The 16934-nt window shown below is 71.6% G+C and carries 14 protein-coding genes and 1 pseudogene; 9 read left to right on the forward strand and 6 right to left on the reverse strand.

Features of this window, described 5'->3' with window-relative positions; translation table 11 throughout:
- Positions 1-74 precede the first annotated feature (74 nt).
- On the reverse strand, positions 75-455 hold the full coding sequence (locus tag G6R24_RS09740; RefSeq protein ID WP_163548949.1) for a DUF952 domain-containing protein: 381 nt from the start codon (positions 453-455) through the stop codon (positions 75-77).
- A 210-nt stretch (positions 456-665) separates the two neighbouring features.
- Between G6R24_RS09740 and G6R24_RS09745 the strand changes: the two genes are divergently transcribed.
- A complete protein-coding gene (locus G6R24_RS09745; protein ID WP_225438334.1) occupies positions 666-908 on the forward strand; it encodes an SDR family NAD(P)-dependent oxidoreductase in 243 nt (80 codons plus the stop codon).
- A gap of 54 nt (positions 909-962) precedes the next feature.
- On the opposite strand, the gene ychF is transcribed toward G6R24_RS09745, so the two are convergent.
- A complete protein-coding gene (gene ychF / locus G6R24_RS09750) occupies positions 963-2039 on the reverse strand; it encodes a redox-regulated ATPase YchF (protein WP_163548938.1) in 1077 nt (358 codons plus the stop codon).
- Between the two features lie 162 nt (positions 2040-2201).
- Between ychF and G6R24_RS09755 the strand changes: the two genes are divergently transcribed.
- The 3 genes from G6R24_RS09755 to G6R24_RS09765 all read left to right on the forward strand — a co-directional run bounded on the left by G6R24_RS09755 (position 2202) and on the right by G6R24_RS09765 (position 5864).
- Positions 2202-3656: a DNA recombination protein RmuC gene (locus tag G6R24_RS09755; RefSeq protein ID WP_163548939.1), complete on the forward strand. Its 1455-nt coding sequence runs from the start codon at positions 2202-2204 to the stop codon at positions 3654-3656.
- Positions 3657-3749: 93 nt separating this feature from the next.
- Positions 3750-4328: a DUF6542 domain-containing protein gene (locus tag G6R24_RS09760; protein WP_225438335.1), complete on the forward strand. Its 579-nt coding sequence runs from the start codon at positions 3750-3752 to the stop codon at positions 4326-4328.
- Between the two features lie 654 nt (positions 4329-4982).
- A complete protein-coding gene (locus G6R24_RS09765) occupies positions 4983-5864 on the forward strand; it encodes a polysaccharide deacetylase family protein (RefSeq protein ID WP_225438336.1) in 882 nt (293 codons plus the stop codon).
- Here G6R24_RS09765 and G6R24_RS09770 read toward each other — a convergent pair.
- Together G6R24_RS09770 and glpX are read right to left on the reverse strand one after the other, a co-directional pair.
- Positions 5847-6497, reverse strand: coding sequence for a sterol desaturase family protein (locus G6R24_RS09770; protein ID WP_338083882.1), 651 nt, complete (start codon positions 6495-6497; stop codon positions 5847-5849). The two genes, G6R24_RS09765 and G6R24_RS09770, sit on opposite strands and share 18 nt — an antisense overlap.
- Before the next feature lie 160 nt (positions 6498-6657).
- The gene (gene glpX, locus G6R24_RS09775) at positions 6658-7644 is read right to left on the reverse strand and encodes a class II fructose-bisphosphatase (protein WP_163548952.1); all 987 of its coding nucleotides are present in this window, start codon (positions 7642-7644) and stop codon (positions 6658-6660) included.
- Between the two features lie 556 nt (positions 7645-8200).
- Here glpX and G6R24_RS09780 point away from each other — a divergent pair.
- Both G6R24_RS09780 and G6R24_RS23665 read left to right on the forward strand, forming a co-directional pair.
- Positions 8201-8785, forward strand: coding sequence for a DUF4245 domain-containing protein (locus G6R24_RS09780; protein ID WP_163548941.1), 585 nt, complete (start codon positions 8201-8203; stop codon positions 8783-8785).
- A gap of 1019 nt (positions 8786-9804) precedes the next feature.
- Positions 9805-10182, forward strand: a complete 378-nt coding sequence (locus G6R24_RS23665; protein WP_163548943.1) for an exodeoxyribonuclease VII small subunit — start codon at positions 9805-9807, stop codon at positions 10180-10182.
- Here the strand turns inward: G6R24_RS23665 and xseA are convergent.
- Positions 10156-11370 (reverse strand): exodeoxyribonuclease VII large subunit, encoded by a 1215-nt coding sequence (gene xseA / locus G6R24_RS09795; protein ID WP_163548944.1) that lies wholly within the window; start codon positions 11368-11370, stop codon positions 10156-10158. The genes G6R24_RS23665 and xseA overlap by 27 nt on opposite strands.
- A gap of 166 nt (positions 11371-11536) precedes the next feature.
- Between xseA and G6R24_RS09800 the strand changes: the two genes are divergently transcribed.
- Complete coding sequence (locus G6R24_RS09800; protein ID WP_163548945.1) at positions 11537-12508, forward strand: 4-hydroxy-3-methylbut-2-enyl diphosphate reductase; 972 nt, start codon at positions 11537-11539, stop codon at positions 12506-12508.
- Positions 12509-12718: 210 nt separating this feature from the next.
- Here G6R24_RS09800 and G6R24_RS09805 read toward each other — a convergent pair whose 3' ends face one another.
- A complete protein-coding gene (locus G6R24_RS09805) occupies positions 12719-13867 on the reverse strand; it encodes a Fic family protein (RefSeq protein WP_163548946.1) in 1149 nt (382 codons plus the stop codon).
- A 107-nt stretch (positions 13868-13974) separates the two neighbouring features.
- On the opposite strand from G6R24_RS09805, the pseudogene G6R24_RS24050 reads away from it, so the two are divergent.
- Positions 13975-14448 (forward strand): annotated as a pseudogene (locus G6R24_RS24050) (toll/interleukin-1 receptor domain-containing protein); the annotation flags it as partial.
- Positions 14449-14668: 220 nt separating this feature from the next.
- Positions 14669-16934 (forward strand): CHAT domain-containing protein (locus G6R24_RS09815; protein ID WP_225438337.1); only part of this gene is annotated, 2266 nt, incomplete at its 3' end.

Here is a 16934-nt window from a genome sequence, read left to right on the forward strand (position 1 = left end):
CCGCCACCGGACGGCGCACGACCACGGTCGCGGCCACTCCCGCGACCGTGCGCCGATGGTCACCAAACCGATGGTCACCAGATGGTGGCCGGCATGCGGAAGGTGCCGTCCCGCTCCGACGGGAACGGCACCACCACCGCCACCGCCCCGGCATCGATCGGGCCGTAGAGGTGCGGAAACCGCTCGTCGGTCGCCGTCGGCGCGGCCGCCGCCGCCGGCCCGGCGACGCTGGACGGCGGCGGCGCGGGCGGCTCCCAGCGCAACGGGGCGCTCAGCCGCCGCGGGTCGACCACGACGAGCAGCAGGTCGTCCCGTCCCCGGTAGTACCGGTTGGCGGTGGCGAGCACCTGCGCCGGGGTGGAGAAGTGGATGAACCCCTCGGCCCCGAGGCTCGCCGGCCGGTAACCCGCCGCCCCCACCGACCAGGCCGAACGTTCGACCAGATGGCAGATCACCTGCTCGTCCGGTGCCGGTTTCTCGTCGACGGTCACCTGCACCAGCCTCCTCACCGACTCCGCGCTCCTGCCTCGGGTTGTACCCCGCGCGGACCCCGCGCCCGACCGGTTCTCCCCCCCGGGGTGGAAAGGACGGTCGTGACGCCGGTGAGCATGGCGAGGCGAAGCCGGGTAACGATGGACGCATGACGATCGCGGGTGGAGTCGACGGTGAACGCCCCGCTCTACTGCGCGTCCAAGGCGGCGCTGACCATGCTCACCACCCAGTACGCGAAGGCCCTGCCCGGCGTGCGGATCAACGCCGTCGACCCCGGTTACACCGCGACCGATCTCAACGGCCACACCGGCACCCAGACGGTCACCGAGGGCACGGACGCCATCGTCGCCCTTGCCACCGAGGCGCCCGGCTCGCCCTCCGGCCGAGTCGTCGACCGCGCCGGCGACCTGCCCTGATCCTGACGGGTCTGACGGGTCTGGTCCGGACGGTCGCAACCGGCCGGTGCCCGGTCAGACGTTGAAGCGGAACTCGACGACGTCGCCGTCGGCCATGACGTAGTCCTTGCCCTCCATACGGACCTTGCCGGCGGCCCGAGCCGCGACCATGGAGCCGGCGGCCATCAGGTCGCCGTAGGAGACGATCTCGGCCTTGATGAAGCCACGCTGGAAGTCGGTGTGGATGACGCCGGCGGCCTCGGGGGCGGTGGAGCCGGCGGTGATCGTCCAGGCGCGGGCTTCCTTCGGGCCTGCGGTGAGGTAGGTCTGCAGGCCGAGGGTGTGAAAGCCGATCCGGGCCAGCTGGGCTAGGCCGCTCTCGCTCTGGCCGAGGGATTCCAGCAGCTCGGCGGCGTCGGCGTCGTCCAGTTCGGCGAGCTCGGCCTCGACCTTGGCGCACAGCACGATCGCGTCGGCCGGAGCGACCGAATCCACGAGCTCCTTGTGCTTACCGGGGTCGGCGAGGACGTCCTCATCGACGTTGAACACGTAGAGGAACGGCTTGGCCGTCAGCAGGAACAGCTCCCGCAGCGCCTCCCGGTCGATCTTCGGTTCGGACGAGATCGTCCGCCCCGCGTCGAGGACCTCCCGGGCGGCCTGCACCGCGGCGAGCTGTGGCTGCTTGGACTTGTCGACGCGGGCTTCCTTCTCGAGTCTGGGCAGCCGCGTGTCGAGAGTCTGCAGATCGGCGAGGATGAGCTCGGTGTTGATCGTCTCGATGTCGCTGGGCGGGTCCACCTTGCCCTCGACGTGGACCACGTCGGGGTCGGAGAACACCCGCACGACCTGGCAGATCGCATCGGACTCGCGGATGTTCGCCAGGAACCGGTTGCCCAGGCCCTGCCCCTCCGACGCGCCCCGGACGAGACCGGCGATGTCGACGAAGCTCACCGTCGCCGCCACCACGCGGGCGCTGTTGTACAGCGTGGCGAGCTGGCTCAGCCGCGGATCGGGCACACCGACCACACCGACGTTCGGCTCGATCGTCGCGAACGGGTAGTTCGCCGCGAGCACGTCGTTGTGGGTCAGGGCATTGAACAACGTGGACTTGCCGACGTTGGGCAACCCCACGATTCCGATCGACAGACCCATGGCGGATCAGTCTACGGGCCGCCCAACCCGCTGGCCGCGCCGCCGCCACCGGCACCACCGCCACCGTCCGGCCGCCGCCCGGCCGCCGCCACCGGAGTCACCGCCACCGCCACCGCCTGGACCGGAGGCGGACCTGTCGGACGCACGTGATTGCCTTGCGGTGTGGACACGACCAGCGCGCTGCTGACTCTCGTCGGGCTGGTGCTCGGTGCCGTCGGCGGTTTCCTCGCCGCCCGGGAGCTGGCCGATCCGCGCCACGCCGCTCTCTCCGGCGCCCACGCGACGGTGCTGCGCGAGCGGGACGAGGCCCGCGCGGCGAACGCCGCCGCCCTGGAGCGCGCGCAGCTCGCCGAGGCCGATGTGTCGGGTCTGCGCACGGCGCTGGCGTACGAGAAACGGTCGGCGGGCGAGCGGGTCGCCCTGGTCGAACAGAGCCAGCAGCGGCTCGCGGAGAGCTTTCAGGCGCTGTCCGCCCAGGCCCTGGCCGGGGCGAGCCAGCAGCTCGTCGAGCTCGCCACCGCCCGGTTCGACGAGGCCGGTGCCCGCGCCCGCGGCGATCTCGACGCCCGCCGCGCCGCCGTGGAGAGCATGGTGAGCCCGCTGGCCGACGCCCTCGGCCGGATGGAGGGGCGGCTGCGTGAGCTGGAGACCGCCCGCACCGAGGCGTACGCGTCGCTGGTGGAGCAGGTCCGGTTCGCCCGGGAGGCGTCGGAGAACCTGCGCACGCAGACCGCCGCGCTCGTCACCGTCCTGCGCCGCCCGCAGGCCCGGGGGGCGTGGGGGGAGATGCAGCTACGCCGGGTCGCCGAGGTCGCCGGGATGCTCAACCGCTGTGACTTCACCGAGCAGCTCACCGTCCAGGGTGATGACGGGCCGCTGCGGCCCGACATGGTGGTGCACCTGGCCGGTGGGCGCAATGTCGTCGTCGACGCGAAGGTTCCGCTGGCGGCCTTCCTCGACGCCGCCGAAAGCACCGACGAGCGGTTCCGTACCGAGCGGATGGCCGCGCACGCCCGTCACCTGCGCGCCCATGTCGACGGGCTCTCCGCCAAGTCGTACTGGCGGGCGCTGCCGTCCTCACCGGAGTTCGTCGTGCTGTTCGTGCCGGCGGAGGCCTTCCTCGCCCCCGCGCTCGACCACGACCCCGGGCTGCTGGAGCACGCCGCCGCCCGCAAGGTGATCATCGCGACGCCGACCACGCTGATCGCGATGCTGCGCACGATCGCGTACGCCTGGACCCAGGAGGCGCTCACCGCTCGCACCCGGGAGATCTTCGAGCTCGGCCGCGATCTCTACACCCGGCTCGGCACGCTCGGCGAGCACCTCGACCGGCTCGGCCGCTCCCTGGGCCGCGCGGTCGGGGAGTTCAACGCCACCGTCGGCTCGCTGGAAAGCCGCGTCCTGACCCCCGCCCGCCGGCTGGCCGCGATGAACGTGGTCGAGGGCGTGCTGCCCAGCCCCGGTCCGGTCGAGACGGGGGTACGCCCGCTGTCGGCCGCCGAGCTGCTTCCCGACGGCCAGCGGATATCAGAGACCGGCCGGCTGGCGGATACCCGACAGGCGGACATCGAGGACAAAGGCCCAGAAAAACTACTCGATCGCGACGCAAAGCAGTGATTCGAACACGGATAGCTCCAACGCGGGCGGGGGGAACGCCGTCGGATCCATCGTCCTGACGCACAGGAAATCCGCGGGCGGTACCTTGCGTTCGTGAGTGTGCCGCCACATCGGCAGTCAGCCAGGCCGCCGGGCAGATCCCCGCGCGCCGACCGGTTCGACGATCCGTATGTCCGCGGTTCGCGCGGCCGCCCGGGCGGAGCGCCGTCCACCCTGGTCACGGGGAGCCGGCGCGGTCTGACGGCGCTGGGCACCGCACTGGTGGTTCTGGTCCTCGGCGGGATCGGCGCCGCGATCGACACCGCGATCTTCGGCTCGTTGAAGTACGCCTTCGGCCTCCTGTTCATCGGCGCCTGCGTCCTGGTCGCCCTGCGGGTCCACGCCGACGACCTGCTCGGCGTGGTGATCATGCCGCCGCTGGTGTTCGCGCTCATCACCATCGGGGGGGGCTACCTGCACCCCTCGACCGGTAGCGGCAGTTCGGGCCTTCGGGACAAAGTGATCGACATCGCCTCGGAGCTGATCCTGCACGCGCCGATCCTGCTGGCGGCGTTCCTCCTGGTCCTGCTGATCGCCCTGTTTCGCGGCCGCCGGGCGCAGATCGCTCGCCGGGAACGCCTCCGGGCGTCCGCCGCCCACCCGAACGAGCGCCGAGGCCGTCCGCAGCACTGATGGAGGGACATCCATCCATGCGCTCATCCTGGTGGGACAGGTGTCGCTGCGGCCACAGCCGCACCGATCACCGGCACTACCGCAAGGGCAGTGACTGCGCGCTGTGCGCCTGCCCGGGGTTCTCCCACCTTCGACCGCGCCACCGGCACTCCGAGCCGCCCGCCCCGCCCACCCCGTCCGGAGAGACCCCCGCGCCTCACTGACGCCGCAATATCAGCCCCACAATCGGCCATCCAGCGCCCTATGGACGTGGCACAAAGATAGCCAGAAAAAATCGTAATACGTTTAAATGACACCCGGATGGCGGGGTGGTGACGGTCGGCCGGATGCCCGCCGCCGGCACATCACTTGCCTTTGCAGCTGCCCGTGCTACATTCCATCCCCATCACGGTATGACCATCTCGGATCCACCCCTCGGACGCACTTCGGTGTCGTTCACCCGTGCCGCACCCACAGCCACGGCACCCGCAGGGAGGTCTCCTTGTCGTTCGCACCGAGGACATCCACCGGGGCGATAGCGGCCGGTCTGCGATGTCGTGTCACCCGTCCATGGTGACGGCCGGGCAGTATCCGTCCGACCATGGGCAGCTGGTACCTATTCTGCGGTACCGCTCCTTTGATCCGCAGCCGTCCCGTGGTTCCCGGCGTCGTCCGATGATGCTGACGGCCTTCGCCCGGCACTGCCAGCTGATCGCGGCGTCCGGTCGGCAGACGATGAGCCTCTCGGGCTACATGAGCACGGCCGGTTCGTCCGCGGCTTCACCTCGGCCGCTCGTCATCACGATTGATGACGGCGGCGGGGTGACAATGACCGCGCTGCGCCTGCTCGTCGAGTTCGGACTGACCGCGACCGTGTTCGTCACCAGTTCCCGGGTGGACGATCCGGGCTATTTCCACCGGACGGACCTGCACCGCATCCGTGGTCTGGGAATCGAGATCGGCGGTTCCGGGCACACCGGCCGGCCACTCAATGAACTGGCCCGTACCGATGTCATCACCGAGCTGACCCTTTCCCGGCGGCGACTCGCCGGTTCGGTCGGTGACGAGCCGCGGACCTTCGCCTACCCAGGCGGCGGATACGACCTTTCCGTCCGAAAACTGGTGATCTCCGCCGGTTACAGCTCGGCCTGCGCGGTCCGCGAGGTGCTGTCCCATCCGCATGACGACCGGTTCGCCCTGGCTCGGCTGACGGTCGACGCGACCACCACCGAGAGCCGGCTGGTGGCCTGGCTCGGCGGTTTCGGACGCTGCGAGCCACATCCCGTGCCCGGCACCGACCGGCTGCTGCGCCTGCGCCGCATCGGCCGGACCGTCGGCCCGTTCCGCCCCCGCCTGGGTCGCACGGACCTGCGCCCCGGCGGCCTCGCTCCGGCTCGGCTCGACCCGGTCGACCTCGCGGCCGCGTGCCCTGGCCCGGTGGACGACGGCGACCCAGCCGGCCTCGAGACGGCCGGCCTCGAGACAGTGGGTTGTGGCCTCACGGCGCTGTCGTCCTCAGTCGAGGCCGCGCAGGCCGGATCAGCCGCTGGCGGATGACCGGGCCACGGCGTCCCGGTGGGGGGCTGTCCGCAGGACGAGGTCCCCGAGTGGGCTGGTGACGCCGAGCCAGTACCGCTCGTTGCGGTAGTGGTGCAGTCGGTGCCCGCGCCACAGGGCATGGTGGTAGCGCGAGCGCGGCGGGACGCGGGTGTGCAGCAGGAAGTGCGTCCAGTCGTAGGCGAGGACGCCGACCGCGGCGCACAACGTGCCGGTGGACAGCCAGACCGGGCCGAAGGCGGCCGGGGCGAGCCCCAGCGCGGTGCCGGTCAGCACCTCGCGGGGGCGCAGGAACATCGTGTCCAGGTTCGTCGGGTCCTGATGATGCTGTTCGTGGCCATGCCCGGCCAGCTGGTAACCGACCGAACCGAACCTGGTCCCGGGGCTCGCGTGCAACAACAGGCGGTGCACACCCCACTCGACGAACGGCTGGGCGAGCACGGCACCGCAGACGATGGCACCGTCACGCCGCAGCCGCCAGGACCCGCGGCTGAACCGGACCGCGGCGAGCGTGCCGACACAGCCAAGCAGCACCGGTGGCCGGGGATGACGCAGAAACCGGCGGGCGGCCGCCCCCAGGGTGCGGACCTCCGCCGCGCTGCCATGCGGACCCGGCCGATCCAGCCGATCCAACCGATCCAACAGACGGGGGCGGGGCCGGGGGCGCGCCGGGACCCGCGACAGCGGCTGGCGCGACAGGCCCCCGAACCCGCCGAGGCGGTGGCGCGGGCCCGCGCCGGGAGAAGTGGGTGAGGGTGCCGTCACGCGTCGTACGCCTCCCCGCTGCTGCCGCCTAGAACGGGACGGTGGAGTACGCCTGCAGCTTGGTGAGCTGGTGCTGGCTGTCCACCCGCCGGATGGTGCCCGAGCGCGACCGCATGACCAGCGAGGACGTGCTGGCGCCACCTGGCCGGTACCGTACCCCGGCGAGCAGCTCCCCATCGGTGATTCCGGTGGCGACGAAGAAGACGTTGTCGCTGGCCACGAGATCCCGGGTGGACAGCACCCGACTGGGGTCCTGGCCGGTCTCGAGGAGCCTCTGACGCTCGGCGTCGTCGCGCGGCCACAGCCGTCCCTGGATCACACCGCCAAGGCAGGTCACCGCGCAGGCCGTGATGATCCCCTCGGGGGTGCCACCGATACCCAGCAGCAGGTCGACGCCGGTGCCGGCGCTGGCGGCCATCACGGCGCCAGCGACGTCACCATCCGAGATCAGTTTGACCCGGGCGCCGGAGGCGCGGATCTCGGCGACCAGTTCGGTGTGCCGCGGCCGGTCGAGCACGACGACCGTGACATCGCGCGGATGGATCGCCTTCGCCTTGGCCACGGCCCGCACGTTGTCCTCGACGGAGGCGGTGATGTCCACCACGTCGGCCGCTTCCGGACCGGTGACCAGCTTCTCCATGTAGAAGCAGGCGGTCGCGTCGTACATCGAGCCACGTTCGCTGACGGCCATGACCGACACCGCGTTGTTCATGCCCTTGGCGGTCAGGGTCGTGCCGTCCACCGGGTCGACGGCGACATCGCAGTCGGGGCCCTCGCCCGAGCCGACCTGCTCGCCGTTGAACAGCATGGGGGCTTCGTCCTTCTCCCCCTCGCCGATGACGACCACGCCGCGCATCGACACGGTGCCCACGAGCCGGCGCATCGCGTCGACCGCGGCGCCGTCAGCCCCGTTCTTGTCGCCCCGGCCGACCCAGCGTGCGGCGGCGAGCGCCGCGGCCTCGGTGACCCGGACGAGTTCGAGCGCGAGGTTACGGTCCGGTGCCTGCCCCTGCACGGCCAGCGTGTCGGGAACGGCGTTGGGATCGGACCCGGCCGCGGCAGCCGACCCCGCGTCGGGGCCGGCGGTGGGGCTGGCGGTGGGGCTGGCGGTGGTGGCGTGAGCGTCGGAAGGCACGGCGCTGAGCCTAGTTCGACTACCCCTTGGACGCCCGAGATAGCCGTCCGCGGGGCGGAGCTGGCATCCAATCAGCCTACTGCGCAGGACCTGGCAGACCCGGCCGCAGCGGCCATCCGGGCTGTCATCCGAACGACATTCACATCGCAGAGAACTGCGGCGCAACCTTCGGGCCCCACTCGGCGTCAAACGCTGCGATCGGGCGGGCGTCACGCGGAGGGGGCGTGACGGCCGCCCGAGTACGTTCTCGGCCCAGGCGTCGCGCCGCAGGTCAGGCCATGCGTCCCACACGGGTGCGCGATCACCCGCCGTGCCGTCGGCGGCGGGCCGGTGGTGGCGGCTGGCGACCGGGTGGTGACCGGTGGATGGCCCGGATGTGGCCTGTGCGGTCGGTCCCGGCGCCCCGTTCGGCGGCCGGTACCTGGAAGATGGGGTCGTGGCACAACGACAGCGGCGCGGCCAGGAAACTGTCCGCGACATGGTTCTCTCCCTCGGCGTGGTCATGGCCGGCGTCGCGATCTTCGTCATCTTCGTGATGCCCCGCGGCAACAACGAACAGGCGATCAAGGTCGTCGCGACGGCCCAGCCCATGGCGGCCTTCGCCCGGCAGTCCCCCTTCACGCCCGTGCTGCCCGTCGGCCTGCCGGCGGATGTGTGGAAGCCCACGTCGCTGCGGGTCCAGCTGCCGGTGAGCAGCTCCTCGAGCAGCCAGACCGCGCAGGCCTCGATCGGTTACGTCATCGACCGCTCCGGTCACCGCACGTTCGCCCGTCTGCGCGAGACCAACGCGCCGGACGCCGTGCAGACCCTGCTCGGCGACCGCCCGAGCAGCGGCACGGTGGACGTCAACGGGGAGTCCTGGCAGACCCGCCCCGACCATCACGGCCATGTGGCGATCACGCACACCCAGGGCGGCGTCACGATCGTCCTCGACGACGGTGACGGCAAGGGCGGCGGCGCCACCCAGACGGACCTGATCACCCTCGCCCGCGCCCTGCGCCCCGTCGAACCCACCACCTGACCGCTCGTCGCCACCAGAACCCCGCCTGGCCCGGCGACGCCTAATGACCGGTCCTGGCCTATTGACAGTCGAATGGCGCCTTGACGGCCGAATGGCACCGAAATCCTTCACCTGATTCTGTGCGCGGGTCCGCCGCCGCGGCTCGTACGGGTGGTGGCCGGCTGGGCAGTGGACGGAGCACAATTGCGCGCTTGCGCGTGAGGTCAGCCGCCGGGGTGACGGCCAGACCGTTACGTCAAAGATGTGCGCCGATATCGGCGGCACGCCCGTCCCGCCGGACCGACCCAACGGGGAACCCCGTCGCCTCCCCGCCCAGGACCGGCGAGGGCGGGTGTCGTCAGCGCTCGGCGATGCCCGCGGCGACCGACGGCGGGCCGCCCGGATGCCCGTCCTGCCCGTCGCCCAGCGCCGTGGCCACGGGAATCAGCACCGCCAGGCCGAGCACCAGGCCCGCCGCCCGCCGGACCAGCGGCCGCGCGGATCGCAGTGACCGAAGGGAATCACCGGGCCGCGAGGGCCACCGGGGACTCAGGGGCGCGGCGGACCGGGGCCGCCGGCCGACGGGAGCACCCACAGCCGGGCGTTGGGGTGTCGGACGTGCGCCGGGCATGCGTGTTACCTCCGGACCACCCGCGGCGGAGCGGTCAGCCAGACGGAGCCGGCGCGAGCCGGACACCGTGAATCGGAAACGTCTCGCGGTTACCTCGAACGTCGGTGACCTTGCACCTCAGCGACCTTGCGCTCCGGTCATCCCGCGCATCGGTGACCTTGTACTATAGATCTTTCCCAGACCATCCCACTACGACCATTATTGTCCACGGATTGGCACCACGTTGCGTGGAGTGCGGGTGGGATTTCATCGGCGGACACACCACCGAGGTGCGGCGGATCGCGTCCGCAATACTGGTGGATGGGCTGGCGGGAATGCGTCTGGACGCGCCGGAGGCGCCGCGGCGGCGCGGTCGGCCCGGGGGTCCACATTGACAAAGAATTGATCGCACGACGGCCCGGAGGTGGCAATGCCGGAAAGTTCCCGGACCACGACACGTAGTGACAAAGCTGGCACTCGACCCACCGACCGCGCGCCCCACGGCGACGGCGGCGAGCACGACGCATCGTCACCAGCCGGTGCTTCCACCTCGGGTGTCCCGGATGCGCCGCGGTCACCGGCCAGCTATGAGCAGGCCCGGGCGGAGCTGGAGGAGGTCGTCCACCAACTGGAGGCCGGTGGTGTGACGCTGGAGCAGTCGCTCGCGCTGTGGGAACGCGGCGAACAGCTCGCGCACGCCTGCCAGGCGTTCCTCGACGGCGCCCGCGCCCGCCTGGCCGCCGCCGACCCCGCACGACCCGCCGGCGCTGGCGCCGGGGCGTCAGGCGTCCGCGACGACGGCGTGTAGCTGGCCGCCGGCTACCCGCACGGCCAGGCCGTCGCCCACCGTCACCTCGTCGGGCTGCCGCAGGACCGCCCCGTCGGACGCCCGTTGGACCACGGCATAGCCGCGTTCGAGCGTGGCCGCCGGCGAGAGCGCCCGCATCCGTGCCCGGCTCGCCACGACATCACGCTCGGCGACCTCGAGGGCGTGGCCGACGCAGCGGCGGGCGCGGGCCCGCAACGCCGTGACGTCCTGCTGGCGGCGATCCAGCTCGCCCCAGGGGGCGGCGAGGACAGGCCGGCGGCGCAGGTCGGCGAGCCGACGTTCCTCCCGCTCGAGCCGGTGGCCGAGAGCTCGCCGCCCGCGGGTGCGCAACTGGCTGACCGCCGCCGCCTGTTCGCCGACGTCGGGCACGACCCGTTTGGCCGCGTCGGTCGGCGTGGAGGCCCGCAGATCCGCCACGAAGTCGAGCAGGGGGGCGTCCTGCTCGTGTCCGATGGCCGACACGACCGGGGTTCGCGCCGCCACGACCGCCCGCAGCAACGCCTCGTCCGAGAAGGGCAACAGGTCTTCCAGTGAGCCGCCGCCGCGCGCGATGACGATCACCTCCACCTCGGGACGCGCGTCGAGATCGCGCAGCGCCTCGATCACCTGGCCGACGGCCAGCGGGCCCTGCACCGCCACCTCACGCAGCTCGATGCGCACCGCCGGCCAGCGCCGACGCGCGTTCTCCACGACATCGCGCTCGGCGGCGCTCGCCCGCCCCGTGATCAGCCCGACGACCGCAGGCAGGAACGGCAGGCGGCGTTTGCGGGACGCCGCGAACAGCCCTTCGGCGGCGAGCGTGGCCCGCAGCTGCTCGAGCCGGGCCAGCAGCGCCCCGACACCGAGCGGCCGAATCTCCGTCACCGCCAGGGAAAGCGTGCCGCGCCCCGGGTGGAACGACGGCTTGCCCCACACCACCACCCGCGCCCCGTCGACCAGCGCGGGACCCACCGCGTCGCACACAGCACGCGGGCAGGTCACCCGCAAGGAGATATCCGCCACGGGGTCCCGAAGGGTGAGGAAAACAGTGCCCATTCCGGGCCGCCGTACCAGCTGCGTCACCTGCCCCTCGACCCACACCCGGCCGAGCCGGTGAATCCACTCCCCGACCGCGCGCGAGACGGTGCGCACCGGCAAGGGCTGCTCGGGTGTCGAGGTCAAGGCCATGTGGGGCACCGTAGCGGGGACGTCCGACAACTTTTCGGATGGCCGTGAAGCCACCCCGAATGCCACCGAACGGCCCTTGCCCGGACCGGTGAGGACGGGTTCACCAGAGGGTGATGCATCCCCCGAGCCTCTTGGCGAACGGCCCTGACCGCGTAGACTGCCCTGCATGGGCCGGGTCCTTCTTGCCAAGCCGCGCGGCTACTGCGCCGGTGTCGATCGAGCTGTCGTGACCGTGGAGAAGGCGCTGGAGCTCTACGGCTCACCTGTCTATGTGCGCAAGCAGATTGTGCACAACCTGCACGTCGTCAGGACGTTGGAAGCCAAGGGCGCAATCTTCGTCGATGAGACGGACGAAGTGCCCGAAGGTGCCACCGTCGTGTTCTCCGCGCACGGTGTGGCGCCGACAGTGCACGAGGAGGCCGCCACGCGTCAGCTTCGCACCATCGACGCGACGTGCCCCCTGGTCACCAAGGTCCACTCCGAGGCGCGCCGTTTCGCTCGGGAGGATTACGACATCCTCCTGATCGGCCACGAGGGTCACGAGGAAGTCGTGGGTACCACCGGGCAGGCGCCCGAGCGTATTCACCTGGTCGACGGTCCGGAGGACGCCGCGCACGTCGTCGTCCGCAATCCCGAGCACGTCGCCTTCCTCTCCCAGACCACCCTGTCCGTCGACGAGACGATGACCACGGTGAACGCTCTGCGGGAGCGGTTCCCGCTGCTGCAGGGTCCGCCGAACTCGGACATCTGCTACGCCACCCAGAACCGCCAGGTCGCCGTCAAGGACATCGCCGACAAGGTCGAGCTCCTGATCGTCGTCGGCTCGGCCAACTCCTCGAACTCCGTCCGCCTCGTCGAGGTCGCCCTCGACGCCGGCGCCCCGGCCTCCTACCTGGTGGATGACTCCACCGAGGTTCAGGACAGCTGGCTCGACGGGGTCGAGACCGTCGGCGTCACCTCCGGCGCCTCCGTCCCCGAGGAACTCGTCACCGGCGTCATGGCCTGGCTCGCCGAGCGCGGCTTCGCTGACGTCGAGGAGATCACCTCCGCCGACGAGCACCTCCTGTTCGCGCTGCCCCCGGAGCTCCGCCGCGACATGCGGGCCCGCGAGCGGGAGCGCGAGACCGCCGCTTCCTAGCGGCCTAGCTTCACCAGCGCGGCCTAGCTTCACCAGCGTCCACCCGACCGACCTTCCACGCCGCGGCGTCCACCGGGCCTGGCACCGATCTCCCGCAGATCGGCATCCAGCCCTCGGGCGCCGCGGCGTCGTCGTTCCCGCCCGACCCCACCTGACCCGTCGGATGGCCCCTGCGCCCTGCCCGCGCCACCTCTGGGTGACGGAGCGGGTTCAGGCGTCGCCGTACGGATCACGCAGCGGCTGGCTGGTGATCGCGACACGGGCGGCCCGTTCGGCCTGGGCGGCCGGGCCGGCGGCGAGGTAGCGCTGGGTGCGGCCATGCCCGGCTTCCTCGATCAGCCCCGCGGCCCGGAGCGCCTGAAGGTCACGGATCGCCTGGTCACGGGTGAGCCCCTCGTCGCGCATGTAGGTGGTGCGGCGCACGCCATCCGGCCGGGCGGCGGCGTACACAGCCGCGATCGTGCGCTCACCGAGCCCGGCCATCGCGACCCGCTCCGCCAGGACCCGCCAGACCTCGGCCGCCATGTCCAGACGTCGCTGCACCACCTGGGCCTGCAGATGGTGCGCCCGCAGACAGAACCGCACCCAGTCATGCGCGTCCCGCTCAGGCTGGAAGCGGCCACCCTGTGCCGCGCCAAGCGCCGCGTAGTACATCGCCGTGTTGTGCGGAGATGATCCGAGCCATTCCTCGATGCTGGCGAACTCCGGTGCCAGCACCAGCTGGCGGGCGAGCACCAGGGTGTGCAGGCAGCGGGCCATCCGTCCATTGCCGTCACGCCAGGGGTGAATGCTGACAAGGTTCAGGTGCGCCATCGCCGCCCGCACATATCCGGGGGCATCCAGATCGCCGTCCTGAAGCCAGCCGCACAGCTCGACCATGAGGGACGGGACATCCTCGGCCGGCGGCCCGGTGTAGACGGGTGGATTGTCCGGTGCGCCGGAGACCCAGATCGGCCCCAGCCGGTAACGGCCGGGCGAGCGGTCCAACTCCCCGCGCAGCATCATGAAATGCAGCGCCGAGAGCAGCATCGGGTCATAGCCGAACACCTCGAACCGCGCGGCCTGCAGCACGTAGGTCAGTGCGTCGTTGTAGCCGGCGACCGCGGCCCGGGTCCGCGCGTCGTGCTCGGTCAGCATCTCCTCGCCGGCGACGATCGCCTCGGCATCCGCCTGTCCGACCGTATGGCCTTCGATCGTGTTGGAGCCCCGGACAGCCCCCGCGATCATGCTGCGCCGCAGCTGCCCCAACCACCGGCGCGGCTCGGCGACGTGGTGGCGAAGTGTTCCGCGGAACACCTCGAGCTCGCCCAGCACCCGCTCATCGGCCGCATCCATCGCCGGGACCTCGAACAGCGCCATGCGATGATGCTACAAGCCTCGTAGCATCATCGCACCATCGCAATAGCGTTCCTTCGGTGAAACCCAGCACTCGCACCTCACGGAGCACGTACCAACACCGTCTCCTGATGCGTTGGGCGACGACCTGTGGGCGTAACGTGTCAGGAATCGTCCCGACTGTGGCGGGGGTGACGGTGTCGGACGAAACGGGAACACATAACGCTGACAGGAGTTTTGCCGGCTTCATCTCGTATGGGCGTCCCGACCAGCCGTGGGTGCGCACGCTCGCGGAGAACCTGGAGCGCGCCGGGCTGCGCATGTGGTTCGACGAGTGGGAAGTTCAGTTCGGGCAGAACATCGTGCACAGGATGGATGCCGGTATCCGGGATTCGCGCCTGGGCATCGTCGTGGTCAGCCCGCACTCGATGGCGGGGGGCTGGGTCGGCGAGGAGTACGCGGCGATGCTCAACCGGACGGTCAAGGGCGATTTCCGCCTGATCCCGGTGCTGCTCGCGGACGCGGAGATGCCGCCGATGCTGGCGACCCGTTCCTGGGTCGATTTCCGCCAGACGGCCGATCCGGCCAGTTACGAGGCCGCGGTACGCCAACTCATCGCGGCTCTGCGCGGCGAGCGGCCCCTGCGGCCCGCCGTCGACGGCACGATCCGTCCACCGGCCGGGCAGGCGTTCGTGGCGGAGGGACCGCGGAACGCGACCCTGCGGTTCCGCGGAACCGCCGTCACCCTGACCGCTCCGGACGGCACGACCGTCGCCGGGCACCGCCGCGGGGCTCGACTGGTCCGCCCAGCAGGTCCTCTGGCGGATGCAACGAGCCAGGGCCCGCCGGCCGGGTGGCGAAGCGGCGCCCCTGCGAGCCGCGGCGACGGCGACCGCCACCGCGGAACCGCTGGCCCAGGCGCTGCGCGCGGCGGGTCGCATGCTGGGCGAGCGGCTACTCCCCCACGAGATCGCGACCCGCCTGGCCACCGAGGTCGATGCCGCGGTACGCGCCGGTGTCTCCCTGCGCCTGGCCCTCGACCTCGCCGAAGACCCCGCCGACGCGACCCCGGAGACATCCGCCGAGACCCCGGAGGCATCCGCCGAGGCCGCGGCGCTGGCCAGGGAGTACGCGGAGCTGCCGTGGGAGACCCTCACGCTGCCGGGTGAGGACCGTCCGCTGGTGCTGCATCCCTCGGTCGAGCTGCACCGCACCGTCAGCGGCCTCGGGCCCACCTCGGCGATGGGCATCCCCGGGCCGTTGCGCATCCTCGCGGTGATCGCGAGCCCGGAGCGCGGCGGCGGCGAACTGCTCGACTACGAGGCCGAACTCGCCCGCATCCTGGACGCCGTCGAACCGGCCCGCCGCCAGGGCCGGGGCCGGGCGTATGTGCGGATCCTGAACTGGGGCAGCCGCGAGGCCATCCACGCCGCGTTGAAGCAGGAACGGTTCCACATCCTGCACATCTCCTGCCACGCCCGCCCGGGTGAGCTGATCCTCGAGACGGCCACCGGCGAGGCTGACCCCGTGGACGCGTCCACGTTCGCGACGAAGATCCTGATCCGCGACCGGGGCATCCCCCTGGTCGTGCTCGCCGGCTGCTCCACCGCCCTGGCCGCGCGCGGCACGCCATCCCCCGCCGGCGAAGGCGAAGGTGAGGGTGAGGGCGCGGGCGAAGGCGAAGCTCAGCTACCCGCGCTGGCCCGTGGGCTGCTCGCACACGGTGTGCCCGCGGTGCTAGCGATGACCACATCGGTCAGCGACCTGTACGCGACCGAGCTGACCAGCCGCCTGTATGCCGAGCTCGCGGGACGTGAGGTGGTCGACCCACTGGCCGCCCTGTCGGATGCCCGCCGGGCCGTCGAGGCGGAGCGGGCGGCGCTGCCCGAGTCAGAGCTGCGGGCGGCGCTGGCGGAGTGGGCAACTTCCACCCTGTACCTGCGCGGCCCCTCGCTGCCGCTCTACGACCCGGCGGTCAAGGTCGAGGAGATCACCGAACCGGTCGGCCCGCTGCTGGCCGGTGGGATCGTCGCGCGCCGCGTCGGGGAGTTCGTCGGCCGCCGGGCCGAGCTGCGGGCCCTGCTACGTTCGCTGCGCGGCGAGCGGACCGGTGTCGTCATCCACGGTCTCGGCGGTGTCGGCAAGTCCACCCTCGCCGCGCAGCTGGTGACCACCGCCGGCGACGACGGCCCGGGCCTGCTGGTCTCCCTGACCGGCCTGGTCGCCGTCGACCAGATCCTGCTCACCGTAGCCGACCGCCTGCACTCCTGGTGCCTGGCCCACGAATTCCCCGAACGGGACGTGCTCCGCGCCCTGGTCGGCGAGCTCCGCTCCGGCCAGACAGCATGGCGGCGGCGACTTGATCTGCTCGCCGAGCATCTCCTACCCCGGGCAAGCGTGACGCTGCTGCTGGACAACGCCGAGGACGTCCTCACCCCGGACGGCCCCGGCTCCGGCCAGGCGTTCCTGGACGGCGACCTCGGCGCGTTCCTCGCCGCCTGGCTGGCGCTACCCGGGCGGGCGAAGCTCGTCGTCACCAGCCGTTTCCCGCTTCCGGTGAACACCGCGACTGCTCGCCGCCTGCACAGCCACCATCTGGGGCCGCTCTCGAAAGCCGAATCCCGCAAGCTTCTGTGGCGGCTGCCCGCCCTGCGGCTTCTCCCGCCGGCGGACCAGGCCCGGGCGATCGCCGACGTGGGTGGGCATCCGCGGACCCTGGAATACCTCGACGCCCTGCTCGCCGGCGGTGCCGCCCGTTTCACCGACATCGCCGGCAAACTCGAGGACGCCCTGCACTCCCGCGGCATCACCAACCCCGCCGCCTGGTTCGCCACCACCGCCGGCGACCTGGACCGGGCCCTCGCCGAGGCCGTCACCCTCGCGGTGGACGACATCCTCCTCGACGATCTCCTCGCCCGCCTCGACGGTCTCCCCCACGCCCGCCGCCTCCTCGACGGCGCCGCCGTCTACCGCCTCCCCGTCGACCGCATCGGCCTGGCCTGGCAGATCTCCGACGAGGTCGAACGGCCACCCCTGGACCCCACCGAGGTAAGCCAGCTCACCGAGATCGCCACACTGCTCCGTCAGGCTC

The sequence above is a fragment of the Candidatus Frankia nodulisporulans genome (assembly GCF_902806475.1).
Lineage (GTDB): Bacteria > Actinomycetota > Actinomycetes > Frankiales > Frankiaceae > Frankia > Frankia umida.